The organism is Saprospiraceae bacterium, from assembly GCA_016709995.1.
Lineage (GTDB): Bacteria > Bacteroidota > Bacteroidia > Chitinophagales > Saprospiraceae > JADJLQ01.
Map to the genome: position 1 here is coordinate 3,303,647 of JADJLQ010000001.1, position 23,427 is coordinate 3,327,073.

Genomic DNA, 23,427 nt, shown 5'->3' on the forward strand with positions numbered 1-23,427 from the left:
GTGAGCAAAGTAATCCGTTGCGGCTTAGCGCCTTTGCGCGACAGCGGTGATTGTTTCATCATGTGGTCCTGAATTATAGCAAAGTAATCCGTTGCGACTTAGCGCCTTTGTGCGATAGTAGTGATTGTTTCATCAGAATAAAGATATCTATTTAGCTGTGGGAGGCCTATCTTTATAACCAAAATAATACGAAATGAAAACAATTTTGATGACTTTATTGATATTGGTTGGCTTGGCTGCTTCGGCTCAAAAATTTAGCAAAGTAGATAAAAGTCCCCTGGACATCTGTTATTATCCTAATGAGTTTGCTCATGATCGAAAGTTTGCTCCGCAGAAAATCGGTGATGATCCGGCTATGATCAGAGTGATCTATAGTCGTCCATCCAAAAATAATCGCGAAGTCTTTGGTACGCTGGTACCCTATAGTAAGGTCTGGAGATTAGGTGCCAATGAAAATACGGAGATCAAACTATATCGTGATGCGATATTGGGTGGCCAGGCGGTGAAGGCAGGTACCTACACCTTGTTTGCTATACCTGAAGCCACTGAATGGACGATAATACTAAATAAAGATCTGGATCAATGGGGTGCCTACAGTTATGATGACAAAAAAGACCTGGTTCGATTCAAAGCGCGTGTGAGCAATTCAGATGCTGTGATTGAAAATTTTTCCATGGTGATCGAAAAATCTGAAGATGGTGGAGTATCGATGTATCTCGGATGGGATCATACTGTAGCCATGGTGCCTATCAAATTTTAAATATCGCAATAAACCACAGCAGAAGTGAAAACCCAGGATGGTATGTTATCCCGTTTGGATTAATACATTTGGTTTTTGCACAAAAAAGAAATCACATTTAACGTAGTTAAGGTTATTCATCCTCTATAGTGAGGCTTTCAATCTAACCAGTCCCTAGATAGCGAGGCTGATCACCTCCTCCATTCTGTCTACATATTTAAAATGCAAGCCTTTGATGTAGTCAGCTTTTATCTCATTGACATCCTTTTCATTTTCTTTGCATAGGATAATCTCTTTGATACCAGCTCGCTTGGCTGCAAGTACTTTTTCTTTGATACCTCCTACCGGAAGGACTTTGCCTCTCAGTGTGATCTCGCCACTCATCGCCAAATGTGGTTTGATGGGAGTATTAGTGTAAGCGGATACCAGTGTAGTCAGCATAGTGATACCTGCAGAAGGTCCATCTTTGGGAATAGCACCTTCGGGTATATGGATATGGATGTCGAAATTTTCAAACATGGTGTCATCAATACCAAACTGTTTGCTTCTGGACTTGACAAAACTCAGCGCGGTGTGGGCTGACTCTTTCATCACATCACCAAGATTGCCGGTCAGGGTGAGCTTGCCTTTGCCTTTACTTAAACTAGACTCAATGTAGAGGATATCACCACCTACCCGGGTCCAGGCCAGACCGATGGCAACTCCGGCCATAGAGACATCCTGGTACATCTCGGGATTTACTTTCTCTGGTCCCAACTTTTTGATGACATCTGCTTTTTTGAGGGTAATGGTATAAGTAGACTTCATAGCCACTTCTTTGGCTACCCGCCTCATGATACCTGCCAGTTGGCGCTCCATAGATCTCACTCCAGATTCCCTGGTATAACTATCTACTACAAATGTGAGGACTTCGTCACTCCATTTGATATGTTTTGGTTTTAGTCCATGTGCTTCGAGCTGCTTTGGGATGAGGTGACGCTTGGCGATCTCTATTTTCTCCTGGGTAGAGTAACCGCTGAGTTCTATAATCTCCATCCTGTCTAATAAGGCCGGCTGTATACTATTGAGTGAATTGGAAGTAGCTATAAACAATACCTTGGACAGATCGTATTCCAGCTCCAGGTAATTGTCATAAAAAGCGGTGTTTTGCTCCGGATCGAGGACTTCCAGCAAAGCAGAAGATGGATCGCCTCTAAAGTCTTTGCCCAATTTGTCTATTTCGTCCAGGATGAATACAGGATTGGAAGAACCTGCCTTTTTGATTGACTGCATGATCCGACCAGGCAGTGCACCGATATAGGTCTTTCGATGGCCTCTGATTTCGGCTTCATCATGTAATCCTCCGAGGGACATTCTGACAAATTTGCGTTTTAAGGCTTTGGCCACTGACTTGCCGAGAGAGGTTTTACCAACTCCCGGAGGGCCCACCAGGCACAGTATAGGTGACTTCATATCACCTTTTAATTTGAGGACTGCAAGATGCTCTAGCAAGCGCTCTTTGACATCTTCCAGGCCAAAATGATCTTTATCCAGAACTGTTTTTACTTTTTTCAAATCAAAATTGTCCTTGGTATACTCCTCCCAGGGAAGATCAAGCAATAACTCCACATAATTGAGCGTCACTCCATATTCCGCCATTTGAGGATTAGTGCGACGCAGTTTGCCGAGCTCGCGATTAAAGGCTTCTTTGGCGGTTTTGGGCCATTTTTTTTCAGCTCCTCTGACTTCCAGTTTTTTCAGATCGTCCTCCTGAGGATTTTGACCCAGTTCATCCTGGATGGTTTTAAGTTGTGCATTGAGGAAATAGTCGCGTTGCTGTTTTTCGATATCTCCTCTGACTTTGCTTTCTATCTGATCTTTAAGCTCCAGGAGTCGGAGATCTTTATGAATGTATTCGAGGATGGCCTGGCCTTTTTTTACCAGGTCATTATTCTCCAGCAATTGTTGTCTTTGGCTGAGATTGACACCAAGATTAGACGCGATAAAATTGAGCAAGAATACATTGTCGTTGATATTTCTCAACATCGTAGCGGCTTCGCCGGGGATATGCGGAGAAAGATCAATAATTTTCTTGGCCAGATCCTTAATGGTGGAGATCAATGCCTCAAATTCAAGCTTTTCAGAGGGTTCTTTATAATTAAGTCCCTGAAAGCTGGCTTTTAATACAGGTTCGTCTGAGATCTCATGAATGATTTTTATTCTTTTACGGCCCTGCAAAATAGCCGTAGTGGTACCATCGGGCATTCTGAGTACTTTCAGAATTCTGGCGACTGTGCCTATTTTGTACAGATCATTGAACCCCGGATCTTCTGAGTTGGCATCCTTTTGTGTCAGGACCGCGATTCTTTTCTTTTCCCTGTAAGCTTGATTGACTGCCTGAATCGACTTTTCTCGGGTGATCGTGGTGGGCATCACGACTCCGGGAAAATGAACTGCATTGATCATGGGCAGTATGGTCAGCTCTTCTGGCTGATCACCATCTTCAGTAGTTTCTTCCTCCTCGTCCGTAGCCATAATGGGAAACTCCAATTCATCGGGGCTTGACAGTCTATATAAATCAGTATTGAACATAATTTGAAAGGGCAATATAACGCCAACATTCGATCAACAAATAACATTCCTTCTTTGTTTTTCAGCCAAAAAGACAATTTAGGGCCTTGCTTTAGTTGAAAGTCAAGCCATAATGGCATAATATTTTAGCATTCTATTCAAATAATACGCCCTGGACAGGTAAGTCCCAACGAAAACTTTTTCTATGATGATCACAGTCTCCATACATCCTAAGTGCTTTTTTATGGTCAGGAGTTGGATAACCTTTGTTTGTATCCCATCCATACTGTGGAAAAGATTGGTGCAGGGCTTGCATGCGTTCGTCACGATGCGTCTTGGCCAGGATAGAAGCAGCTGCGATAGAGAGATAGATGGCATCCCCCTCTATGACACAGGTATGGGCTACCGATCGATAAGGTTTGAATCTATTGCCATCTACAAGGATCATATCAGGCTCCAGGGGTATCTGATCCAAAGCCAGATGCATGGCCCGGACAGAAGCCCATAAGATATTGAGTCGATCGATCTCCAGGGGATCGCAGGCCGCTACTGCCCAGTGAATCGCTTTTTTTTCAATAATGGAGCGTAGACGATCTCTTTCTTTGCGATTTAGCTTTTTTGAATCATCTATACCCGGATTGCGAAATCCCCGAGGCAAAATCACCGCAGCGGCATAGACCGGTCCTGCGAGACAACCCCGACCTGCTTCGTCTACACCTGCTTCAATAAGACCTTTTTTGAAAAATGATTTCAATGGAGAATATTATATACGTACAAATGTAAGCTTGATCGACTTAATTGAATAAGCCCCATTCGTCTTCATGTTCATCTTTTTCAAAAGTGGAAACCCAGATTTTAAATAATTCTCTAAACTGATCTATCTCGGCACGTACGATATAATAATGTTTTTCTTCCATGGTACCGGTCAATAAAAAATGATTGGTAGCTACCCGAATATTTTCTGCATTTTTTCTGATCAGGCACGCATTTTCCATTTTGAGCATATACAGATCCACCACTGAGCTTCTGATTTTGATAGCGACCTGGAAGGCATCTGACAACAACGATGCTTTAAACTCTTCTGTATATTCTTTGTCAAAACGATCATTGTCTTTGGGTTCTTTTAAACTGTCGAACGCAGCCTTGAGTATAAGTACTACTTCATTCCATTGCTCATACATAGCTTTGCAGGCATCACGGGTAGGATTGGGCTTCCATGATTCACCTTCTTCTTCTTCATCCATAAAGTCATCCTGCCATTCGGGAAGTTCATGGTATTGGTCATCGTTATTGATCATAAAATAACTATAGTAACCTTTGGGGGTTTGAATATTTAATTAATCATTTTATATACTTATAGATTCTATCTTAAACAAAAGACACCAAACTGGTAAAATTGGCAAATGTTGGAAATGAAGATTTAAAAAATAACGCCTAATCCAAACCAAACAACTTCTTATTCAAAGCAACCAGTGTTTCATTTTTATGATCGGCTGGTACCAGGATAGATACGTTGTGAGGGCTGCCCCCATAACTGACCATACTCACAGGAATATGAGTGATACATGCAAAAATATTTTCCAGAAGATCTTCAGACTTGACGAGATTGTGACCTACGATAGATATGATGGTTTGGTTGGGCGTGACTGACACTGCACCAAATTGACCGAGCTCAGCGATGATTTCATTGATATAGGCCATTTGATCTATGGTCATGGATACCGCCACTTCTGAAGTGGTGATCATATCGATAGGCGTCTTATATTTTTCAAATACAGCAAATACACTTCTCAAAAACCCATATGCCAGGAGCATTCGGCTGCTTTTTATATTGATCGAGACGATGCCATCTTTGGCCGCAACTGCTTTGACCCCCTGGCTGGCAGCAGATTTAGAGATCAGGGTTCCCTTGGCCTGAGGCGCCATGGTATTTAAAAGTTTTACCGGGATATGTTCTTGTTGAGCCGGCCAGATCGTGGCTGGATGCAGGATCTTGGCACCGAAATAAGCCAACTCAGCCGCTTCATCAAAACTCAACTGCTCTACCGGGCGGGTACTTTTGACGATCCGTGGATCATTGTTATGCATACCATCGATATCCGTCCATATCTCGCAGACACTGGCTTGCACAGCTGCCGCGATCAAAGAAGCACTGTAATCACTGCCTCCCCGTTTGAGATTGTCTACCTCGCCACGGGCATTGAGGCAGATATACCCCTGGGTCACATAGATCTGGCTATCGCTGGTAGCTGCCAGGATGGGCAACAGTTTGGATCTGATCATTGGGATCTGGGGCTCATCATTGACATCGATCACCATAAAATCAAGTGCAGGCAACAGATGATGTGCTATACCATTTTCTTCAAGGTAACAGCTAAACAATTTGGTCGATAACAGCTCACCCTGGGCGAGAATATCTTTGTTTAGAGCTTCACTGTAAGATACCTTGGTCGTGATATTTAAAAAATCAAAATGCTCATTTAAGATGGATTCTGCCTTTTGATAGGTTGGGTCCTGATGGAGGAGTTCTTTGATAAAATTTCGGTAATGTACTTCCAGGGCATCTATTTCGGCTTTGGCCGTCACCTTGTCTCTGTTGAAGCAGTGTTTACTGATCTCCACGAGCTTATTGGTAGTACCACTCAATGCACTGAGTACTACGATCTTGCTTTCCTGATCTGCTGTGATCAATCGGGATACTTCCTTCATGCGTTCTGGTTTGCCCACGGAGGTACCGCCAAATTTCATTATTTTCATCTTGTTGCTGTATGGTTATAAAAAAGTGTGCAAAGATATTTTGTAGCCTTTGATATTGGGAATTAAATAGTAACAATAAAAAAAAATCACCTCGTGTTGTTTTTACAAGCAAGGTAGCGTTGATATCGCTCTTTCATCATTTTTATATCGGACCTTGGACACAATAACGACTGGTTGATTCTTTTCTGCTCTTCGACAGAAAATAAAGGTGCCAGGATATCGGGAAATTCATCGCCAGAGAGATAAGACTTAAAAGCAAGTTGGCTCTCATCGAGTTTTAAAGAAAGGAAGCCTGTGCCGAGTCCGTTGGATCCATGTGATGCTGCTTTTTGCACCATCCACCTCCTGCGGTCATAGGTGTTTTGAGTTCGACGGGTGTGACAGGAGTCAAGGATACAAATGGGGTGGTTTTTTTGAAAAGAATAATATTCATTTTCATTCATCAGGACCTCTGTAGAGAGTACTTGTTTGTGAATTGGATAAAACATGGGGTCGTACAAATCATCGGCATGGGTCAGATGCCAGCCCAGGGTCGGGAAATGCAATTGAGTGTGCAGTCCATTATACAATTCGATGTCAGCCCGCCTCACCGGCATATTCATCGCCCGGCAAAATTCCAGGATCATACCACCAGTCGCCCAACATGTAAATACAGTATGCTGTTGCCCGGGTTGAGGAAACCAGGTGCTCCTTACATCTTGGTAAAAGATCAGTCCAGACCGCTCTGTATGGTTAAAGTATCCGCGGATAAAGCCAAATAGATCGCTCAATGCCTTATCAAGCTGCGTAGCTGATCCTGTCAGTACCGATCTGGCTGCCAGATAGCTTATCAGAGGGTGGAAGACTCTGACAGCACCACCAGCCTGATAGTCATAATGATAGGTATGTTGGAGGCTATCCCAATCAAAGTAAGATCGCGCATCCCACAGTGTGTTGTAATCACCCGGGGCAAATTCATTGACAGACCATGGGACCAAATGCTCTTGTTCGATATATAGACTGTGGGCCACGTACCGAAGAAAAATATCGAAAGCTTGTTCCCTTGAAAATTCACTGGTTAAAGTATCCGGATAAGAAACCGCGACACCATTATATATGTCTTGAATCTCCAGTTTGAGGCGATCCTTCCAGGCGGCTTGCCAGTATTTTAACACATAAGGATGCTTGCCTTCGTACCAAATGACCTGATCTGTCATCACACTATGGTCTATCAAGTTATCGTAGACGGCTTCGTCAAACTGATGAGTCGGTGTTGGATAGTTAAATATGAGGGATTGTGGAATTGAATCCGACGAAATGGTCCTGAGGTATACATTGTGATCTTCATCTGTTTCCTGAACAGCATTTTTGGTATCAATCCTGGCAGAAACAATATGAGGTTTAGTACCCGGGTTAAAGGGTAGTTTGATAATACTGCTGTCGCCAGGTTTTCGAAAGTGGGGGTCCAGGCTATCTAAATTAAATGTTATCGGCAGAAGCCGGTCCCAATAGACCTCGAGATCGATATTGGATTCATCGATGGGGGTATGGCCTTGATTTTTAATTATAAGGTATACTTCTTGCCTGGCATTGACGAAGATCTCCGGAATGTACAGATCCTTATCCTGCCAGCTAGTGCACGAGATGTAAAAAAGGCAGAATGAAGTGAATATCAGCCACTTCCTCAAAACGCCTTATTGGTTAAATTTGGTTTTGAGGTGATTAAGCAGGGTCGCTGCCGCATCGAGGTCGTTTTTGATGAGCAAGATGGAATCACGATAGTTTTTTTGAAGCATCAACACTTCTGACGGGCCTAGTTTCCCTTCTATCGCTGGTGCCCCACCGGATTCTTTTTCATGCCCGGGCACAGCTCTTTCTCTACCAGCCAACTTGCCCAGACCCTTCTCTACAAACTCGAGGTGATTGTACACTTCGGATATGGCAAATACACTTTCCTCGTCTTCATTTCTGATCTTGCCATCTACCATTTTAGCTTGATTTTTAAGGTCAGCACTGGTAGTAATTATATTTTGCCTGGTGGATTGAGCATCTTTAAACAGGTCAAAAGCTGTCTTGAGGTCTGGATGTTCATTTTTACATGCTACTAAAGCAGTGACAACAATACTAAGGGTCAGGATGATTCTTTTCATTGATTATGGAGTATCTGATGATTGAGCTGCAAAAATAGGTGATTGAGGGGGAATGTCAAAGCTGTAAATAAAGATAGCATCAGACTTAACTATCGCAAGCCGGGTTCCTCATGACAAAAATGTTTAATTGGACAAATTATGGCTGATTAATTATCTTTATTTACACCATTGATCATTCGTATGCATCAAGACTCAATCCTGCCAAAATCTATCTATTATTTTTTTATCCTCATCATCATCCTGGTACTGCCGATTGCACTGGGGTTGATCTTTCTACCTCAGCAGACGGGTCCAGCTTTTTTCTGGCCCTTAAAGCCTTTCAATACCCGATTTCTTGGCTTTTTCTATACTGCCGAAATGGCTGCCGTTGGTCTGTTGATCAAATATAACCGGTGGAGTCCTGCCCGCTTTGTGATCACGGCATCCTTTCTATTTACACTATGGGCTACCTTACTGACCTTGATATATTGCGACACGGTGCCTTTCACTAAAACCTGGAAAATCGCCCTATGGTTTGGGCTCTATGGCGGCTCATGCCTCATCACCGGATGGTTTTTATACCTGACCAGAGAATATAGTATGAAGGACCTCGTCCGCAATTCTACTTTGACGAAAATCATACTCATCGTCCATTCTACCCTTATGGGCATTCATATCATGGGATTGCTTATGTCTCCGGTTGCATTTTCGTCCAATTACTGGCCCTGGATGCTGGATGCATTTAGCGGTAGATTTTATGCGGCGCTGTTTGCCTTGACCTTGTATGGCAACTACCTGATGTGGAAAGGAGCTCATGCCAGAGAGTATCAGACCTATGGTGCAGTGCTCGTGGTATTTGGGCTTGGTGCAGTAGCAGGTCTATTATTGGTAGATGCTCAGCTCCATAAAGTGGATTGGGGATATTTTGGTACCTGGTTCTGGATCGGAAGTAGTGTGATCAGTGGTGGGTGGGGCCTTTGGTTGATGTCGCCTGCTTTGAGAGGCAAAGCTTTGTCAGTGACTGGTTGACATTCATTTCTGATATTGGAAAGTACTGACAAAGTTTTACCAAGCTTCTTTTATTTCAGATTAGACTCTGGAGTGTAACTTTAAAATAAAGTTTGCGGTATTTCCTACATGATGATCAGTGTTGATTTCATCGTCATCAATGGAAATAAAATCGTGTAAAGAATCATTAATGATAACATGATGTAATAAATTAAATAGGTTAAATAAAAAGGTTGTTTCGGGTATCTATGCAGGGAGAAACTAAAGGTAACCTGGTAAGTGAAATCGCAGGGGGATAGGTGGGCTCGAAGTCCTGTGCGGCATTGATGAGCAAAAATTATTTGTTTTTGCCTTGTTCCATAACCTTTGTGGGGTATTCAATGGCAGAGAGAAATTCTTTATGAGTAGTCAGCAGCGTGATAGTGTAGTCTCCACTAATCATGAAACTTCTGACATAAAATATGTCGATTCCAAGAAGCATCAGGAGGTGCTCCGTGCACGAAATGGTTTTTTATTTTATACCGGGTATCAACTTGATCCCCTCCTTTTCTAATTCTATTTTTTTCGATTTATACAATCCGCCGAGGGTCATTTTAAAAGTTTTTTTACTCATTCCAAAAAAGGCATAAATAGCTTCCGGATCAGATTTGTCGTGATAGGGAAGATATCCATCATGCTCCTGCAGTAAGCGGACGATTTTTTGCGCTTCATCCTCTACCCTTTTGAATCCTAGTTTACCTGCAACAACATCGATTTTATTATCAGGCAATATTTTTTTGATATATCCTCTAAAGGTGTCACCAATAGCTATGGGACGATAGATCTCATTGTGGTGCAACACCCCCAGATGTCTCTTATTGATGATGACCTGGTACCCAATATTGGTTTTGCGGTATACGAGCAAGTCGACTTCTTCCTGCTCTTTGACCGTCAATGTTTCGTTAGTGAGGAAGGGCTCCAGTCTCTCCGTAGCGCAAAGCCGATCTGTGATCTCATCCAGGTAGATCATCACGAGGTATTCATTGTCCGGCGCCATACCACGCAGTTGCTTGCTTTTGGGCACGAAAAGATCTTTCATCAATCCATTGTCCAGGAAAGCACCATGTGGAGTGACGGTGACAGCACGGAGCCTTACGATTTCCCCTACCACGCCATATGGTTTTTGGGTGGTAGCGATCGGCCTGCCTTCTTTGTCATGATAGATGAACACTTCTATCTCGTCACCAAATTTTACATCAGGTGGCAAAAACCTTTTCGGCAACAATACCCCATCAGCCCCATCATCCAGGTAGGCCCCCTGAGCAGTCTCCCGCAATAGTCTGAGTTTATGATATGAACCCGGCTTTAACATTATGACAAAGATAATCAAGTTATTAGCTCTGGATTGGGTCTTGAAAATGCGGCAAAAAAAGTTTCAAAAATTTATAGCAAAAAATAAAAGTTCAACTTCTATTGTGTAACCATAAGGTTTCATATATATTTGCGTAACCAAGTAGTTACATTATGAAGACCAGAAGAGATGTATTTCAAGCTATCGCAGACCCAACCCGCAGGGCTATTCTGGGCCTTTTAGCGGTACAGACATTATCGCTCAATGCGGTGGCGGAGAATTTTAATATCAGCAGACCCGCTGTATCAAAACATGTAAAAGTACTCAGCGAATGTGGGCTCATCGAAATCAAACAACATGGCCGTGAGCGCATCTGCGAAGCAAAACTGGAACAGCTCGGTGAGGTATCTGCCTGGATAGATCAATATAAACAGTTTTGGAAATCCAAACTAGACGCACTCGAAGTCTATCTCGATAAAATTCAAAAAAAATAATCATCATGATACAGCAAGAAGAAAACACTGCAGATCGTGAGCTCAGGATATCCCGGTTATTGTCAGCACCGATCGAATTGGTATGGGATGTGTGGACCCAGCCCGCACATATTGCTCAATGGTGGGGACCTAATGGATTTACCAATACAATTCAGGATATGGAAGTACAAGCCGGGGGAATATGGAACCTAACCATGCATGGGCCGGATGGTACGGATTACAATAACAAAAGCATATTTAGTGAAGTCATCCATCATCAAAAACTGGTGTATAAGCATGTCTCTGTACCGCCTTTTATAGCCACCATTCAATTTGAAGCTCAAGGTCAAAATACCTTACTCAACTGGCATATGTTATTCGAATCCCGTGATCAATTTATCCAGGTAGTGAAAACCTTTAAAGCAGACGAAGGACTAAAACAAAATGTAGAGAAACTTACTGCATACCTGGCAAGGCAACTACCAAATGTTCGGACAAATATTAGGTCTGGAAGGTTTCAATTAGTACGGACTTTCAATGCACCTATATCAATGGTATTTGAAGCTTTTGAAAACGCTGCTGCAATGGCTGATTGGTGGGGTCCTGCAGGAATGGCGATCACAGTAAAAAAATTAGATTTTAGACCAGGCGGTAGTTTTCACTACAAAATGGAAGGGCCAGTTAATACGATGTGGGGACTATTTAAATATGTAACCATCCAAAAACCGAATAAAATCGAATTTGTCAATTCATTTTCTGACGAATCAGGTAATGTTTGTAAGGCCCCATTCGATATAGATTTCCCTGAGGAAATCTTTAATCAAATCTCGTTGGAAGAGCATCAGGGAGTGACCACCTTGACCCTGACTGGAGGACCTTGTCAAGCTACCGATGCCCAATTGGCCACATATGATGCTATGCACGAAAGTATGCAACAAGGGTTTGGTGGCACCTTCAATCAATTAGAAACTTACCTGGCCTCTCAAATCAAATTACGTTATCAATTAAAAAATAATATAATGTCCCGAGTCAGCACCTATCTTAATTTTCCAGGCAATACAGAGGAGGCTTTTCTTTTTTACAGATCAGTATTTGGAGGCGAATTTTCAGGAGGAGGTATCCAGCGTTTTGGAGATATCCCTGTGGATACGGAGCATCCATCGCTATCAGATGAAGATAAAAAATTGATCCTGCATATTGAACTGCCTATACTCGGAGGTCATATATTGATGGCTACCGATGCACCGGCCAGTATGGGATTTACAGTGACTACCGGCAATAATATGCATATCAACCTGGAACCTGCTACCAGGGAAGAAACAAAAAAACTGTTTGAAGCACTCTCTGCAGAAGGTAATATCTCCATGCCCCTACAAGAAATGTTTTGGGGTGGCTATTTTGGAAGCTGTATTGATAAATATGGAATCAACTGGATGTTTAATTGTGCAGAAAAAGTATAAATCTTATAAATAAAAGCTAGATGAAAAAAAACTTAAACCTTTGGTATTGGATCGTAACCGGACTATTTGCTGCTTTTATGGCATTTACTGCTATACCAGATATCATGATGTCGCCAGATGCGGTAAATATGATCACCGGGCTGGGCTATCCGGATTATTTTATCCCCTTTATAGGAGTAGCCAAGTTACTGGGTGCTATTGCCATTCTTATTCCAAACTTTGACCGGGTAAAAGAATGGGCATATGCGGGTTTGTTTTTTGACCTCGCTGGGGCTACTTATTCGGCTATTTACAAAGAGGGATTTCACCTTTCCATGACACTCATGTTCATCTTTATGGCTGTTTTATTCCTTTCCTACTACTTATGGCATAAAAAAATGCTTCATTATAGTCTTTGAAATTAAGTTAGGAATTGATCCAAAAAAGGAATCGCTCAGGAGTGGAAAATTTGAAGCAGGAAGGAATTTTAATATTGTTTGAGGCCGGTGAAATACCCGGAGTCACCATCTGTCAATAAAAATTAATTGGTGTATCAGAGTTAAATCTTCCGCAAGTCAGAATGATGATCTTCTATTTACTAAAGTATACCAATATCAAAGCCAGAATCGACGGCATCGCCTGGATGTAGAGTATTTTTTTACTCGCTGTGATGCCCCCATACAGTCCGGCTACGACCACACATCCTAAAAAGAACAGAGCCACATTACGACTCCACATCGTATCAGTAATAAGCAATGACCAGATCAGACCTGCAGCCAGAAATCCATTGTATAATCCCTGGTTTGCAGCCAGGCCTTTGGTAGGTGTAAATAAGTGATCAGGCATGATTCCTTTAAATGCTTTTTTGCCACTGGTCTCCCAGGCAAACATCTCCAACCATAAAAAATAAAAGTGCTCCAGGACGACAATTATGATTAAGATTTTAGCAGCGATCATCATATTCGGGTTTTGTATCAAATGATACTTTAACAATCCAATGTACTCAATTTTTTGAATTCATGATCTGGCAGACTAGAAAAGTTAACTGGAAATGATCCTAACTAAAATGGTTTCATTTACTTTGATGCAAATTTGGCTTCTATCGGGACTATGAAGTCTGCAATTTGAAATGAATATATCTTGAGACTTACAATATCATACTAAAACATAATAGTTCATGAGTCAATGAAATTCAATGGAGATCAGTAATTTCGCAGGTACATAAAAGAAATGTTTATTATGGCTAAACAAGTATTGTCTGATCAACAACAAGTCTCTCAGCATATCCAAAAACTGGAACCATCTTTGGGTAAGATCATAGAATATATCCGCCAATTCATACTGAGCACAGACCCTGAGATCAGTGAAAGAATCAAATGGAACAATCCAAGTTTTTATTATACCGGTGAAATGAAACCCTTCGATCCGAAGGAATATAAAAGGGAAATCATCGTGATGAATCTCCACAAAGGCAAGATCATGCTGGTATGGCCGAGCGGAGCAAAAGTAAAAGACTCCTCGGGTCTGTTGGAAGGTGATTTTAAAGATGGCCGGAAGACTATTGTATTTAATGATCTGGCTGATGTGAAGACCAAAGAAAAATTACTGAGTAAAACCATAAGGGCATGGTTGAAATTAGTAGATAAATAAACTTTACGCCGGGCACAAAATACCAATATGCTCAAAACCTATCCTAAATATTTTCTGTATCAAAGAATAGTGCAAGCTAAACTATTCATGGACACCCATTTCAGTGAATCACTAGATCTTGACAATATCGCTGACGAAGCCTGTTTTTCAAAATTTCATTTAATTCGGTTGTTCAAAACCCTCTATGGAAAAACGCCACATCAATATCTGATACAGGTGAGGATTGATAATTCAAAATTATTTTTGAGAAGTGGTTGTACCGTGGCAGAGACTTGTTTTGAGGTGGGTTTTGACAGCGTAACCTCTTTTACAGGTTTATTCAAAAAAAACGAAGGAGTGTCGCCTTCAGTATATCAGCGCCAATATAAAGCAAGGCAAAAACGAATTCAGGAAAGTCCCCTTCATTTTATTCCAAACTGTTTTGCTGAACAAAAAGGTTGGACGAAAAAAAGCAATTTTCAAGAAGTGGTTTGATTGAAGCCTTCGGATCTTCGATGCTATATTTCACTAAACTAAAAATAGAAATTTATGATCACTAAAATGAATCATGTGAGCATCTTTGTCTTAAACCAGGACCATGCTTTCGAATTTTACGTAAACAAACTTGGTTTCAAAGTTCATACTGACGCACCTATCGGGCCAGGTATGCGTTGGCTGACGGTGTGTCCGCCGGATCAACCGGATTTAGAAATATCCCTCATGGCTATTGAAAAAGGTATGATGTTTAAAGAAGAGGCCGCAGATCAAATGAGAGATCTTGTGAAGAAAGGGACTTTTGGATTTGGGGTGTTTCAATGCAATGACCTCAATGCTACTTATGAAGAGCTGAAAACTAAAGGAGTCGTATTCAAAAAACCGCCTACGAAAGAATTTTATGCATATGAAGCCTTGTTTTGCGACGATTCAGGAAATTGGTTTTCACTCACAGAAAAACCTAAAGAATAAGATACTGGTTTAAATATCTATTGCGAGTGCATAGACCAGGTACCATTTGTTATCTATTAATTCAAACCTGCATTCGGAGTTGAATCCTGCATTTTCAATCCAGACTAGCTGGAAAAATGATTTGTCAGTCTTTTTGCATTCGACTTTGTATTGGGATTTGTCCACATCATAGATGCGACCCTTCATGATATTCCAATTAGCCTTAGTCCACTTTTTGCCGGTCTCGCTATGCCCCTGCAGTGGAAACTTGAGCCTGGATAGTTGAAATACCCTGTCTTTATGGAATTTATCGTAGAAACGGTCAAAGTCCTCTATTATTATTTTTTTTTCGCCCTACTTGCCTTCGATTTGGTCGAGCTACAACTTGGCAATAAAGCCAAGGCAAAGCAGAATGAAAGCATGGTCCATTTTGAATATTTGATCATACGTGTTTGGTCAACACTTTACATTGGTTGAATAAGCAGGTTTAGCAGCAGGAGATTAAAAATAAGCAAAATGTAATAGTTTCAAATACTTATAGCCCAAGGTGAAACTCTCTGCTCTAAATGAACATAGTCTCCATGACGATTTATTGCATAAAACCCAAGCTCTTTCAAGTGACTTGAGACAATGTACCTGATTCATGCCAAATATCATATTCCTGGGTTTTGCTTTTTCAATATGAATCTATTTACTCCCTTATGCAATGAAAGTGGAATTCCATTGATCAACTCCCGGTCGGATATGACCTTTTTGGTTTTATTACTAAATTCGATTAATTCATAATTTCCGTTTTTTCCAATTGTAAACCACTCTGGAAACTGGTTGATTCGAGGCCAATCCAAGGGCATATGCATGATAGTTTGGTGCCTGGGAGTATCAAATTTCAACACACCATCCCAATCTTTTTCAAGGGTAATGTTTATAAGTAAATCATCCTTATCTAACACAGCACCTATCTGTAAATCAGATCGCCAGGGGTAGGCTGTCACGCCCTGGGTTTTCCAAAGACAATACATGATGGTAGTCCTGGCAAAATTCCCATCACCATGCCATCCTTCAATGATACCAGATGAGCGCCATTGTGAGGTATTGGACCGGTGACTCGAGTCTTGCATAGACCACATCACCGTGATTTCGCTGTCTATCCAGGCAGCTGTAGACGCTAAAGGTTCTCTGGCATACAAATTCAAAGCACCCTCGATAGCATCTGCATAACCATCTGAAGATCCAGACTCCCAATCAAAATTGCGATAATTATCATTTAAAGCGGCCAGTCCCTTCAAAGTGGCCATCCTGTAGGCTTCTACAGAGTCAACCTGATAAACAGAATAGAATCCATTGAAAGTATATCCAAAATTATCAGCAATTCGATTTTCAGTTATAACTCCGTTTTGTGGATTAACGGCATCATAAAAAAGTCCGTCTTCGTTTCTACCAACTTCCAGGATCCTTTCCAGCATTTCGTGGATATGAGACTGGTATTCCTCCTTCTTTTCGCTGGCTGCAAAACTCGTGGTCACATAAAGTTCACAGAGTCCGGATACAATCTCACATCCATGATCACGCAACCTGAGTTCAGAAAAATCTCTGGTTGGATGATGGGTCCCTAATAAATAATAATCGCCTAAGCGTATGGCCCAATCAAGATATTTTTGTTCTCCGGTCATCCAGTAGATACGTGAAAGCACTTGGAGCATTTCACCATTGAGTTCTACATTGGTAGAGACTATATTGCCATAAACTGTCTCCACCGGTGCATGTAACCAAATATCATCCAGGATACCAATCATCCTGGTAGACCACGGGCTCTCTCCCAACCATTCAGTTAGAGGTAATAACCCATCTTTAACATACTCAGAGGAGCCAAACAGTATACTTTCTAAATCAGCTTTTGGATTATCAAACCCTTTTTTACTAAAAGAATAGGTATCCGGGAGTCTGTCGATACGTGAGGTAAGTCGAGTTTCGTTTTTCAGCATTTCAGTCATCTGTCCCAGGAAAAGTGCTTGATCAGTTATCGATGCAGTTAATACCATAAATGGATAATTGTCCGCGGCGGCGTCCTTTGCATTCCAGATATCAGCATCCTCGTACAAATTTCTGGGGATGAGACCGGAAACAGGATCTGAATAAGCCAGCCAATCTTTCACAAAGTGTCTACATCTCTCTAATCCTTCGTTGACTAATATTCCATTGGTATGTGCCTGCGTAAAAGCTTTATTTTGTTCAATCGAAAATTCCACCTGATTTTTAGAAGGACCATTACAGGACAGCAGTAGACAGCAAACGAACACAATCGTGCTCAAAAGTTGAAGTTTGTTCATTTGATTGTTATAGAAAGGCAATTAAATTGATCATAAGTGTTGGTTAATTTTTAAACTGCATAGAATAACAACAAATTGCAGCCCAACATTAAATATAGTCAATTGCCAATAGACAGTGGTTATTTCTATCCATCTTCTCGCCTAACTCAATATCATTAATATTAATTCTTTATCATTCTACAAAATACATATTCAAACTTCCTTTTACATACAGCTGGGCTCTGGGCAAACAATTGTATTTTTCCCTGACTAAGGTATAAGTGATCTTTGAGATATAAATCTTGCCAACTTCGCCATTGGCTTCCATCCTTCATGCAGTATAGAGGCAAAGGATTGAAAACGTATTATCTCCTGAACTGGGGCTTATTAATTAATTTATAACCAGATGGTATCAATAAATCGTAAATTGGGGATGATAGCAATATTAATGAGCTGATTAAAAATTGAGACCTGTGCGCCTGAGGCATAATTCTTAACCCAATATTAAGCCGACTATTAAATACAAGATTGAATCATGAATAATGAAATTTCAGCCATTATTAAGAGGAGGATGAGCAATGTCTAACAGGAATCTTGACTCTACCGTTATTACCGTGGCCGCTGAAGCAATAGATGTCATTAGCGAGGTACGAAGAAAAGAAGTACTACTTGCAGCAGGAGCCTTACAAAACGCGATTTTCAACAGCGCTAACTTCTCGATTATCGCTACCGACGCGAATGGAGTTATTCAACTATTCAATGTCGGAGCCGAAATAATGCTCGGCTACACTGCCTCCGATGTGCTGAACAAAATCACTCCTGCTGAGATTTCTGATTCTCACGAAGTGATCGCGCGCGCCCAGTCATTGAGCCTCGAACTAGCTACCCCGATAGCACCAGGTTTCGAGGCCTTGGTCTTTAAGGCTTCACGCGGAATTGAAGACATCTATGAATTGACCTACATCCGCAAGGACAGCAGCCGTTTCCCAGCCGTTGTATCGGTCACCGCGCTGCGCGACGCTCAAAGCGACATCATAGGTTACTTATTGATCGGTACCGATAACACGGCGCGCAAACAGGCAGAAGATGCACTGTTAAGAGCTGGGGCTTTGCAGAACGCGATTTTCAATAGTGCTAACTTCTCAAGTATTGCCACCGATGCAAAAGGGGTCATTCAAATATTTAATGTCGGAGCTGAGCGTATGCTGGGCTATTCAGCTGCTGAAGTGTTAGATAAGATCACCCCGGCTGACATTTCCGATCCGCAGGAAGTAATCGCTCGTGCTAAGACTTTAAGCCTTGAGCTTGCAACCACCATTACTCCGGGTTTTGAGGCCCTGGTCTTCAAGGCCTCGCGTGGAATCGAAGACATCTACGAATTGACCTACATCCGCAAAGATGGCAGTCGCTTTCCGGCAGTCGTATCAGTGACTGCACTACGCGATGATCAGGACACCATCATCGGATATCTTCTGATAGGGACTGATAATACAGCGCGTAAGGAGGTCGAAGAAGAGCAGAAGAAGCTTGATCAGCGTCTGCGCGATCAGCAGTTCTACACCCGTTCTCTAATCGAATCCAATATAGACGCGTTGATGACCACTGACCCATACGGTATCATCACCGATGTAAACAAGCAGATGGAAGCGCTCACCGGCTGCACCCGCGACGAACTAATCGGTGCACCATTTAAGAACTACTTCACTGACCCGGAGCGGGCTGAGGCGGGTATTAAACTAGTGCTCAACGAAAAAAAGGTCACCAACTATGAGCTGACTGCCCGCGCCAGAAACGGAAATGAGACCGTGGTATCTTACAATGCAACGACCTTTTATAACCGGGACCGGAAACTGCAGGGAGTATTCGCGGCGGCACGCGATGTCACTGAACTCAAACGCTTTGAAAGAACACTACAGGATAAGAATGTCGAACTGGAGATCGCTAAATTAGCGGCGGAGCAGGCTAACTTTGCGAAATCAGATTTCCTTTCCAACATGAGCCATGAGCTTCGCACTCCGCTCAGCGCCATCCTTGGATTCGCACAACTCATGGAGTCTAGTACTCCTCCGCCTACTTCCACTCAAATGGGAAATGTTACCCAGATTCTTCAAGCGGGATGGCACCTTCTGAAACTGATCAACGAAATTCTAGATCTCGCAGTTATCGAGTCCGGAAAGGTGTCTCTGTCACCAGAACCGGTTTTGTTGTCTGAAGTCATGCTCGAATGCCAGGCCATGATCGAGCCACAGGCGCAACAAAGTAATATTCACATTTCCTTTCCACGATTCGAAATCCCTTGTTTTGTCCATGCTGACCGGACCCGGTTAAAGCAAGTTCTCATCAACCTGTTATCCAATGCTATAAAATACAACCGATCAGGGGGAATGGTGATGGTTACCTCCACACCGGGCACTTCTGGACGCATGTATATCAATATTGAAGACACAGGCCAGGGATTATCTGAAGAAAAACTGGCTCAGCTTTTCCAGCCGTTTAATCGCCTCGGACAAGAGGGTGGAAACAATCAAGGTACAGGTATCGGTCTTGTGGTAACCAAACGATTGGTCGAACTGATGGGTGGCTCGATTGGAGTGGAAAGCAAGGAAGGCACGGGAAGCAAGTTTTGGATTGAACTGGGCTCGGTGGAAGCGCCACAACATATCGTTGACCAGGCTGAGCACACCGTAGTTGACCAATCGGAAGTTGATTATGGCGCGACATTACACACCGTGCTATACATTGAGGATAACCCGGCTAACTTAAAACTGGTGGAGCAACTCATAGCACGCCGCCCTGACATGCGTCTTCTAAGCGCCATAAACGGGAATCTGGGAATCGAGCTTGCATGTTCAAGCCAACCGGATGTGATCCTGATGGATATCAATTTACCAGGTATGAGCGGTATCGAAGCCCTGAAAATCTTGCGCGAAAACCCGGCTACAGCACACATCCCCGTCATCGCCCTTACTGCAAGTGCTATGGAACGCGACATTGAAAAGGGCCTGCAGGCAGGTTTCTTTTTGTATCTCACCAAACCGATCAGGATCAATGCATTTATGGATGCATTGAATTTGGCGCTTAATATTTCATGAAATGACTTCGACAAACCAAATAAACCCAGGACGGTGCATCGTGCCTATTGTACTAGATTTATCTTTTATCAACCCATAAGATTTAGTTTATGACAAAAGTTCTACTGATTGACGATAATGCTGCGATTTTGACTTTCATGGCTGCACGGCTAAAATCAGAAAATGTCGAGACCTTGACTGCTGACAATGGAGCAGATGGATTGCGAATAGCAAGAGAACACTACCCAGATGTGGTGGTTCTGGACTTGATGATGCCTAAGATGCACGGCTACACCCTCATTCAAGAGATCCGCAATGATACCAACCTGAGCAAGGTCAAGATCCTTGTGATCTCTGCCAAAACGTATACAGCAGACTTAGAAAGAACTATTCGGCTCGGGGCAGATCGATATTTGAGCAAACCGTTCGACTTGCAGGTGTTCTGGAAAACTATCGCTGACCTTCTGGGAGAAACCAAATTACCTTTTAACATTCGGTTCTGGGGAGTACGCGGGTCGATTGCAACGCCAGGACCAGACACAGTGAAATATGGTGGGAATACCGCCTGCACTGAAGTACGATGCGGCGAACAATTGCTGATTCTGGATGCCGGAACAGGGATTCGCCAGCTGGGGCTTTCCCTACTCCATGAATTTAAGCAAAAACCGATCAATGGACACATCTTTGTAGGGCACACTCACTGGGATCATATTCAGGGATTCCCTTTTTTTGCACCAGCTTTCATCCAAGGAAATGAATTTACAATTTACAGCCTGCACGGTGCGGAAAAACCACTCGAAAAAGTATTCAGGGGACTGATGGATAACGACTACTTTCCTGTCCCTTTGACCGAAATGAAGGCAAACCTGGAGTTTCGCGAATTGGAGTCAGCAGTGAACTTGGGAGAAATCCAGGTTTCTTATATGTTCCTGAACCATCCGGGTCTTGCAATAGGGTTCCGTATGTCGTTTGCGGGCCGATCTTTGGTTTATATTAGCGATCACGAGAATTATGGGCGTTTGTCGCCTGGTGGGGCAGGTCCGCATCCACTCGACCTGGAAATAGCCCGCTTTGCCGAGAATGCGGATTTGCTGATCTCTGAAGCGCAATATACTGAGGAGGAGTATGTAGAGAAAAAGGGATGGGGTCACAGCACTTTCCTCGATGCTTTGGAACGTGCAGCTGAAGCAAACGTAAAACGGTTGGCTATCATTCATCATGACCCTGATCATGACGACGCCTTCATGGATCAGATTTCTGAATTTTGCCAAAAAGTAATTGCCAACAAGAATTATACATTTTCCTGCACTTTGGCACAAGAGGGCACTTCAATTGAACTGTGAATGTAGGACTACTAATGACAGCCATTGAAACGATATAAAGATTTTCCCAAAGTGACCGAATCTATTACTCTATGATTACAGTTTTCAAAATAGGCTACCATTCTGTAACCTTAAAACTGTCCTTGGAACACAGCCGCCCCCACCTTAGCTGAGATTCCCAGCCTATCGCAAATGTGCTGTTATACTTTCGTTTATCAATCTATTAATTCTTTAGAGCGTCCAATAGTTTTGCTAATTAAATAACCACAGTACTGGTTAATCGACAACCCTTGACAATATCGCTGACGAAGCTTGTTTTTCAAAGTTTCATTTTATCCGGAAGTTGTTTTTTGAGAGCAGGTATAGATTAGCCGATACTTATTTTGAAGTGGGTTTGACAGCAGTACCTGATAGAAAAGCCTAAGAACTAGGTTTTCGGAATTTAATTATCGATTTCGAGTGCATAGACCAGGTACCATTTGGTATCTATTAATTCAAATCTGCATTCGGAATTAAATCCTGAGTTTTCAATCCAGACTTTTTGAAAAAATGATTTGTCGGTCTTCTTGTATTCTACTTTGTATTGCGATTTGTCCACCTCATAGATCCGGCCTTTCATCAAGGTCCAATTAGTTTTGGTCCATTTATTTCCAACTCCGTCGTGCCCCTGAAGTGGAAATTTTAACCTGGACATCTGAAATGCTCCATCCTGATGGAATTTATCATAGAATCGGTCAAAGTCCTCTATGTTTTTTTTCGAATGCGCTGCCTTTGATTTGGCAGAACTGCAGCCGGATAGTACAACAAGTGTGAAGCATAAGGAGACTAAGGTTAATTTTTGGTACAGATACATGATATTCAATTAAATACAATCCAAATCGGAAAAAGAAGATTTAGTAGCAACCACTAAATATAATCAATTCCCATGCTTATGCTTACGGTTTTTATAGTCGATATCATTCACCTATTTTTAATACGACATTACCAGTTTTTTGACCCGAATCAACATATTTGTAGGCATCTACGATTTGGTCCAAATTAAAGAGCCTGTCGATGATTGGTTTAAACACCCCTTTATCTACAAGTTTTTTTAAGAATAAAAAATCTGCTTTTGTAATCGTCGGGATTGGAAATAAAACTCTCCTACCGCTCCAAATTGGGGTGATCAACGCAAAAAAAAATGTTTTCTGCATTTTTACCCAATTCAGTTGATATATCAGGCCGTGATTGGGCGGATATCCTTCTTCGTGATATTTTTTCATTTGAATGTCTATGCGTTCAGGTACATCAATTGCGTCTTGCTTACATACTTCAGCTTAGTCATAAATCCAATTCCTTTCATGATGTACACATACCATCATATCATCCTTTTCATGGAACTGATTGGATACAAATTGATCCAGATCGCAATTAATCTGGATTTGACCTCCGATCGATATAGTCAGGTCATATCCTCTTAAATACTCATAGCATAATATCAAATGCCGCATAGCGAATTTTTTATTTTCAAGATTAAATTCGCAGGCAGATCACTGTGTATTTCTTATTTCCCAAATGTCAGATGAAATGTTTGAATTATCAGCTATTTTAATTGACATTTAAATGTTTTTTATAAACTTGATTTATAATAAAAAATTATTAAGGCTATCTCTAAAAACCCATTCAAGTATTGAAACATAAAATTTATCAATTTTATTAAAAATGAAAATGAATTTATACTTCGTTGATTCTCAGTCACAGAGAAGCCCTG

At 41.9% G+C, this 23,427-nt stretch carries 21 protein-coding genes and 1 pseudogene; 10 read left to right on the top strand and 12 right to left on the bottom strand.

All coding sequences use genetic code 11. The features are described from left to right. The first annotated feature begins 193 nt into the window (after positions 1 to 193). Positions 194 to 760 carry a DUF2911 domain-containing protein gene (locus IPJ09_14095; GenBank protein MBK7372543.1) on the top strand — a complete coding sequence of 189 codons (567 nt, stop codon included), beginning with the start codon at positions 194 to 196 and terminating at the stop codon, positions 758 to 760. A 153-nt stretch (positions 761 to 913) separates the two neighbouring features. Here IPJ09_14095 and lon read toward each other — a convergent pair whose 3' ends face one another. The 6 genes from lon to IPJ09_14125 form a co-directional block, all read right to left on the bottom strand. Continuing rightward, positions 914 to 3,310, bottom strand: coding sequence for an endopeptidase La (gene lon / locus IPJ09_14100; GenBank protein ID MBK7372544.1), 2,397 nt, complete (start codon positions 3,308 to 3,310; stop codon positions 914 to 916). Positions 3,311 to 3,443: 133 nt separating this feature from the next. After that, entirely contained in the window at positions 3,444 to 4,043 is a 600-nt protein-coding gene (locus tag IPJ09_14105) for a ribonuclease HII (GenBank protein MBK7372545.1), read from the bottom strand. 40 nt (positions 4,044 to 4,083) lie between these two features. Then, positions 4,084 to 4,587, bottom strand: a complete 504-nt coding sequence (locus IPJ09_14110) for a hypothetical protein (GenBank protein MBK7372546.1) — start codon at positions 4,585 to 4,587, stop codon at positions 4,084 to 4,086. Between the two features lie 136 nt (positions 4,588 to 4,723). Continuing rightward, a complete protein-coding gene (locus IPJ09_14115) occupies positions 4,724 to 6,046 on the bottom strand; it encodes an aspartate kinase (GenBank protein ID MBK7372547.1) in 1,323 nt (440 codons plus the stop codon). Positions 6,047 to 6,132: 86 nt separating this feature from the next. After that, the gene (locus IPJ09_14120) at positions 6,133 to 7,713 is read right to left on the bottom strand and encodes a hypothetical protein (protein MBK7372548.1); all 1,581 of its coding nucleotides are present in this window, start codon (positions 7,711 to 7,713) and stop codon (positions 6,133 to 6,135) included. Between the two features lie 6 nt (positions 7,714 to 7,719). Continuing rightward, positions 7,720 to 8,175: a hypothetical protein gene (locus IPJ09_14125; GenBank protein ID MBK7372549.1), complete on the bottom strand. Its 456-nt coding sequence runs from the start codon at positions 8,173 to 8,175 to the stop codon at positions 7,720 to 7,722. A gap of 180 nt (positions 8,176 to 8,355) precedes the next feature. Between IPJ09_14125 and IPJ09_14130 the strand changes: the two genes are divergently transcribed. Further along, positions 8,356 to 9,183 (top strand): hypothetical protein, encoded by an 828-nt coding sequence (locus IPJ09_14130; protein ID MBK7372550.1) that lies wholly within the window; start codon positions 8,356 to 8,358, stop codon positions 9,181 to 9,183. Between the two features lie 490 nt (positions 9,184 to 9,673). Here the strand turns inward: IPJ09_14130 and IPJ09_14135 are convergent, their stop codons facing one another. Then, the gene (locus IPJ09_14135) at positions 9,674 to 10,513 is read right to left on the bottom strand and encodes an RNA-binding protein (protein MBK7372551.1); all 840 of its coding nucleotides are present in this window, start codon (positions 10,511 to 10,513) and stop codon (positions 9,674 to 9,676) included. Positions 10,514 to 10,665: 152 nt separating this feature from the next. Between IPJ09_14135 and IPJ09_14140 the strand changes: the two genes are divergently transcribed. The 3 genes from IPJ09_14140 to IPJ09_14150 are packed head-to-tail and all read left to right on the top strand — an operon-like array spanning position 10,666 to position 12,823. After that, positions 10,666 to 10,986 (top strand): winged helix-turn-helix transcriptional regulator, encoded by a 321-nt coding sequence (locus IPJ09_14140; GenBank protein MBK7372552.1) that lies wholly within the window; start codon positions 10,666 to 10,668, stop codon positions 10,984 to 10,986. A gap of 5 nt (positions 10,987 to 10,991) precedes the next feature. After that, the gene (locus IPJ09_14145) at positions 10,992 to 12,425 is read left to right on the top strand and encodes an SRPBCC domain-containing protein (GenBank protein MBK7372553.1); all 1,434 of its coding nucleotides are present in this window, start codon (positions 10,992 to 10,994) and stop codon (positions 12,423 to 12,425) included. 20 nt (positions 12,426 to 12,445) lie between these two features. Continuing rightward, positions 12,446 to 12,823 (top strand): DoxX family protein, encoded by a 378-nt coding sequence (locus tag IPJ09_14150; protein MBK7372554.1) that lies wholly within the window; start codon positions 12,446 to 12,448, stop codon positions 12,821 to 12,823. 172 nt (positions 12,824 to 12,995) lie between these two features. Here the strand turns inward: IPJ09_14150 and IPJ09_14155 are convergent, their stop codons facing one another. Then, a complete protein-coding gene (locus IPJ09_14155) occupies positions 12,996 to 13,364 on the bottom strand; it encodes a DUF1304 domain-containing protein (protein ID MBK7372555.1) in 369 nt (122 codons plus the stop codon). A 279-nt stretch (positions 13,365 to 13,643) separates the two neighbouring features. On the opposite strand from IPJ09_14155, the gene IPJ09_14160 reads away from it, so the two are divergent. Genes IPJ09_14160 through IPJ09_14170 form a run of 3 tightly spaced genes read left to right on the top strand, consistent with a single transcriptional unit; the run spans position 13,644 to position 14,999 of the window. Beyond that, positions 13,644 to 14,054, top strand: coding sequence for a DUF1801 domain-containing protein (locus IPJ09_14160; protein MBK7372556.1), 411 nt, complete (start codon positions 13,644 to 13,646; stop codon positions 14,052 to 14,054). Positions 14,055 to 14,081: 27 nt separating this feature from the next. Next, complete coding sequence (locus IPJ09_14165; GenBank protein MBK7372557.1) at positions 14,082 to 14,528, top strand: helix-turn-helix transcriptional regulator; 447 nt, start codon at positions 14,082 to 14,084, stop codon at positions 14,526 to 14,528. A 54-nt stretch (positions 14,529 to 14,582) separates the two neighbouring features. Continuing rightward, on the top strand, positions 14,583 to 14,999 hold the full coding sequence (locus IPJ09_14170; GenBank protein MBK7372558.1) for a VOC family protein: 417 nt from the start codon (positions 14,583 to 14,585) through the stop codon (positions 14,997 to 14,999). A gap of 9 nt (positions 15,000 to 15,008) precedes the next feature. Here the strand turns inward: IPJ09_14170 and IPJ09_14175 are convergent, their stop codons facing one another. Together IPJ09_14175 and IPJ09_14180 are read right to left on the bottom strand one after the other, a co-directional pair. After that, the gene (locus tag IPJ09_14175) at positions 15,009 to 15,185 is read right to left on the bottom strand and encodes a hypothetical protein (GenBank protein ID MBK7372559.1); all 177 of its coding nucleotides are present in this window, start codon (positions 15,183 to 15,185) and stop codon (positions 15,009 to 15,011) included. A 446-nt stretch (positions 15,186 to 15,631) separates the two neighbouring features. Further along, positions 15,632 to 17,212, bottom strand: coding sequence for a hypothetical protein (locus tag IPJ09_14180; protein ID MBK7372560.1), 1,581 nt, complete (start codon positions 17,210 to 17,212; stop codon positions 15,632 to 15,634). A 650-nt stretch (positions 17,213 to 17,862) separates the two neighbouring features. On the opposite strand from IPJ09_14180, the gene IPJ09_14185 reads away from it, so the two are divergent. Next, on the top strand, positions 17,863 to 20,376 hold the full coding sequence (locus IPJ09_14185; GenBank protein ID MBK7372561.1) for a PAS domain S-box protein: 2,514 nt from the start codon (positions 17,863 to 17,865) through the stop codon (positions 20,374 to 20,376). An 89-nt stretch (positions 20,377 to 20,465) separates the two neighbouring features. After that, positions 20,466 to 21,698, top strand: a complete 1,233-nt coding sequence (locus IPJ09_14190) for a response regulator (GenBank protein ID MBK7372562.1) — start codon at positions 20,466 to 20,468, stop codon at positions 21,696 to 21,698. A gap of 421 nt (positions 21,699 to 22,119) precedes the next feature. Here the strand turns inward: IPJ09_14190 and IPJ09_14195 are convergent, their stop codons facing one another. Then, a complete protein-coding gene (locus IPJ09_14195) occupies positions 22,120 to 22,530 on the bottom strand; it encodes a hypothetical protein (GenBank protein MBK7372563.1) in 411 nt (136 codons plus the stop codon). Between the two features lie 103 nt (positions 22,531 to 22,633). Beyond that, positions 22,634 to 22,931: pseudogene (locus IPJ09_14200) on the bottom strand (zinc-binding dehydrogenase). Between the last annotated feature and the right edge of the window lie 496 nt (positions 22,932 to 23,427).

Excerpts from the sequence above, each read along its gene's own strand:
- IPJ09_14110 (MBK7372546.1), bottom strand. The coding sequence starts at position 4,587 with ATGATCAATAACGATGACCAATACCATGAACTTCCCGAATGGCAGGAT.
- IPJ09_14095 (MBK7372543.1), top strand. The coding sequence starts at position 194 with ATGAAAACAATTTTGATGACTTTATTGATATTGGTTGGCTTGGCTGCT.
- IPJ09_14155 (MBK7372555.1), bottom strand. The coding sequence starts at position 13,364 with ATGATGATCGCTGCTAAAATCTTAATCATAATTGTCGTCCTGGAGCAC.
- IPJ09_14135 (MBK7372551.1), bottom strand. The coding sequence starts at position 10,513 with ATGTTAAAGCCGGGTTCATATCATAAACTCAGACTATTGCGGGAGACT.
- IPJ09_14125 (MBK7372549.1), bottom strand. The coding sequence starts at position 8,175 with ATGAAAAGAATCATCCTGACCCTTAGTATTGTTGTCACTGCTTTAGTA.
- IPJ09_14170 (MBK7372558.1), top strand. The coding sequence starts at position 14,583 with ATGATCACTAAAATGAATCATGTGAGCATCTTTGTCTTAAACCAGGAC.
- IPJ09_14115 (MBK7372547.1), bottom strand. The coding sequence starts at position 6,046 with ATGAAAATAATGAAATTTGGCGGTACCTCCGTGGGCAAACCAGAACGC.
- IPJ09_14140 (MBK7372552.1), top strand. The coding sequence starts at position 10,666 with ATGAAGACCAGAAGAGATGTATTTCAAGCTATCGCAGACCCAACCCGC.
- IPJ09_14190 (MBK7372562.1), top strand. The coding sequence starts at position 20,466 with ATGACAAAAGTTCTACTGATTGACGATAATGCTGCGATTTTGACTTTC.
- IPJ09_14160 (MBK7372556.1), top strand. The coding sequence starts at position 13,644 with ATGGCTAAACAAGTATTGTCTGATCAACAACAAGTCTCTCAGCATATC.
- IPJ09_14185 (MBK7372561.1), top strand. The coding sequence starts at position 17,863 with ATGTCTAACAGGAATCTTGACTCTACCGTTATTACCGTGGCCGCTGAA.
- IPJ09_14130 (MBK7372550.1), top strand. The coding sequence starts at position 8,356 with ATGCATCAAGACTCAATCCTGCCAAAATCTATCTATTATTTTTTTATC.
- IPJ09_14150 (MBK7372554.1), top strand. The coding sequence starts at position 12,446 with ATGAAAAAAAACTTAAACCTTTGGTATTGGATCGTAACCGGACTATTT.
- IPJ09_14165 (MBK7372557.1), top strand. The coding sequence starts at position 14,082 with ATGCTCAAAACCTATCCTAAATATTTTCTGTATCAAAGAATAGTGCAA.
- lon (MBK7372544.1), bottom strand. The coding sequence starts at position 3,310 with ATGTTCAATACTGATTTATATAGACTGTCAAGCCCCGATGAATTGGAG.
- IPJ09_14175 (MBK7372559.1), bottom strand. The coding sequence starts at position 15,185 with ATGAAGGGTCGCATCTATGATGTGGACAAATCCCAATACAAAGTCGAA.
- IPJ09_14145 (MBK7372553.1), top strand. The coding sequence starts at position 10,992 with ATGATACAGCAAGAAGAAAACACTGCAGATCGTGAGCTCAGGATATCC.
- IPJ09_14195 (MBK7372563.1), bottom strand. The coding sequence starts at position 22,530 with ATGTATCTGTACCAAAAATTAACCTTAGTCTCCTTATGCTTCACACTT.